The organism is Rhodococcus sp. 27YEA6 (genome assembly GCF_044908235.1).
Taxonomy (GTDB): Bacteria; Actinomycetota; Actinomycetes; order Mycobacteriales; family Mycobacteriaceae; genus Rhodococcus_F; species Rhodococcus_F qingshengii.
In genome coordinates, this window is the sequence record NZ_JBIYCY010000072.1 from 1 (window position 1) to 1,140 (window position 1,140).

Genomic DNA, 1,140 nt, shown 5'->3' on the forward strand with positions numbered 1-1,140 from the left:
GCCGCCGAGTAGGTCGATCACTGCGGGGTGTCTCTTCGTGTTCGTCATCGCTGTCGCCTTTTCGGTGCTCGTTCCTGGTTCTGCAGTGGCGCATGGACGGGTTCAGGGTGGGCGGCGCGTTGCCGCCCGCCCTGAACGGCTCTGATCATGCGGGCTTTACGCCGGAATACCCGCGCCGACTGCGTCGCTGATCAGTGAGGACGCCAGGCCCGGGGTGGCGTTGGTGAGGAAGTCCGTGAGTGCGGTGTCGACGTGTTCGATGATCTGCTCGCCTCCGGGCTGGGCTGCGACGAAGTCGCGGGCCTGCTGGTCGATCGCAGGGGCAGCGGCGACGGTGTCGCGGACAGTGGTGGCTACGGCCTCACCGATGGGGCCGGAGTTCTCCCACTCTGCGAGCGTGTCCTGGGTCTGGCTGGTGACGGCGGGTTGGTCGACGTCGGGGACCGCGATTTCGACGGGTTCGCCGAGTTCACCTGCGCCGTACGCGACGGCGGCGGTGAATCCTGCGATTCCTCCGCCCAATCCGCCGAGAACGAATGCGGGGGCGCCGGCGAGGAGGGCGCCTGTACCGGCGCCGACGGCTGTTCCGGCGAGGCCGCCTGCTACCCAGCCGATTCCGGGGACGAAGACGTTGCCCAGTCCGAGGCCGAGGTTTCCGCCGACGGTGCCGCCGATCAGCGCTCCTCCGATGGCGAACGGGGTCGCGAGGCCGATTCCTCCGGCGAGTGCTCCGGCGGCGGTACCGCCGACTTGGGTGGCGGCGTCGCGGCTGGCTTTGTCGACGGGGACACCGAGGGAGTTCCAGCCGGTGGCGACTCCGGATTCGATGATGGCGGTGGTGTTGTTGGTTCGTTCGAGGTCGACGTCGGAGACCCAGTTCGGTTGTGCGATGTGGAAGGTTCCGATGCGGAGGGTGTCGCGGGGGGCGATGATCGGGGCGACGACGTCGACGGGGCCGGGGAGATGGAGCTGGGTGTAGTCGGTCGGTGTGGTGTTGGTGTAGGTGGGTGGTGTGTAGGTGTTGGTGTCGTAGTCCCAGTTCGGCAGCGGCTGGTAGTCGATGTGCTGGTATTGCGCGGGTGGGTCGACCCAGTAGATCGGCTCGGTGAGGGCTGGAGCTTCTGCGGCCGGCGGCGGGGT

The 1,140-nt window shown here is 68.1% G+C and carries 1 protein-coding gene; it reads right to left on the minus strand.

Annotation, left to right across the window (positions count from 1 at the left end; genetic code table 11):
• Nucleotides 1-156 precede the first annotated feature (156 nt).
• On the minus strand, nucleotides 157-1,140 hold a 984-nt coding region (locus ABH939_RS33160; protein ID WP_404650739.1), incomplete at its 5' end, for an insoluble domain protein.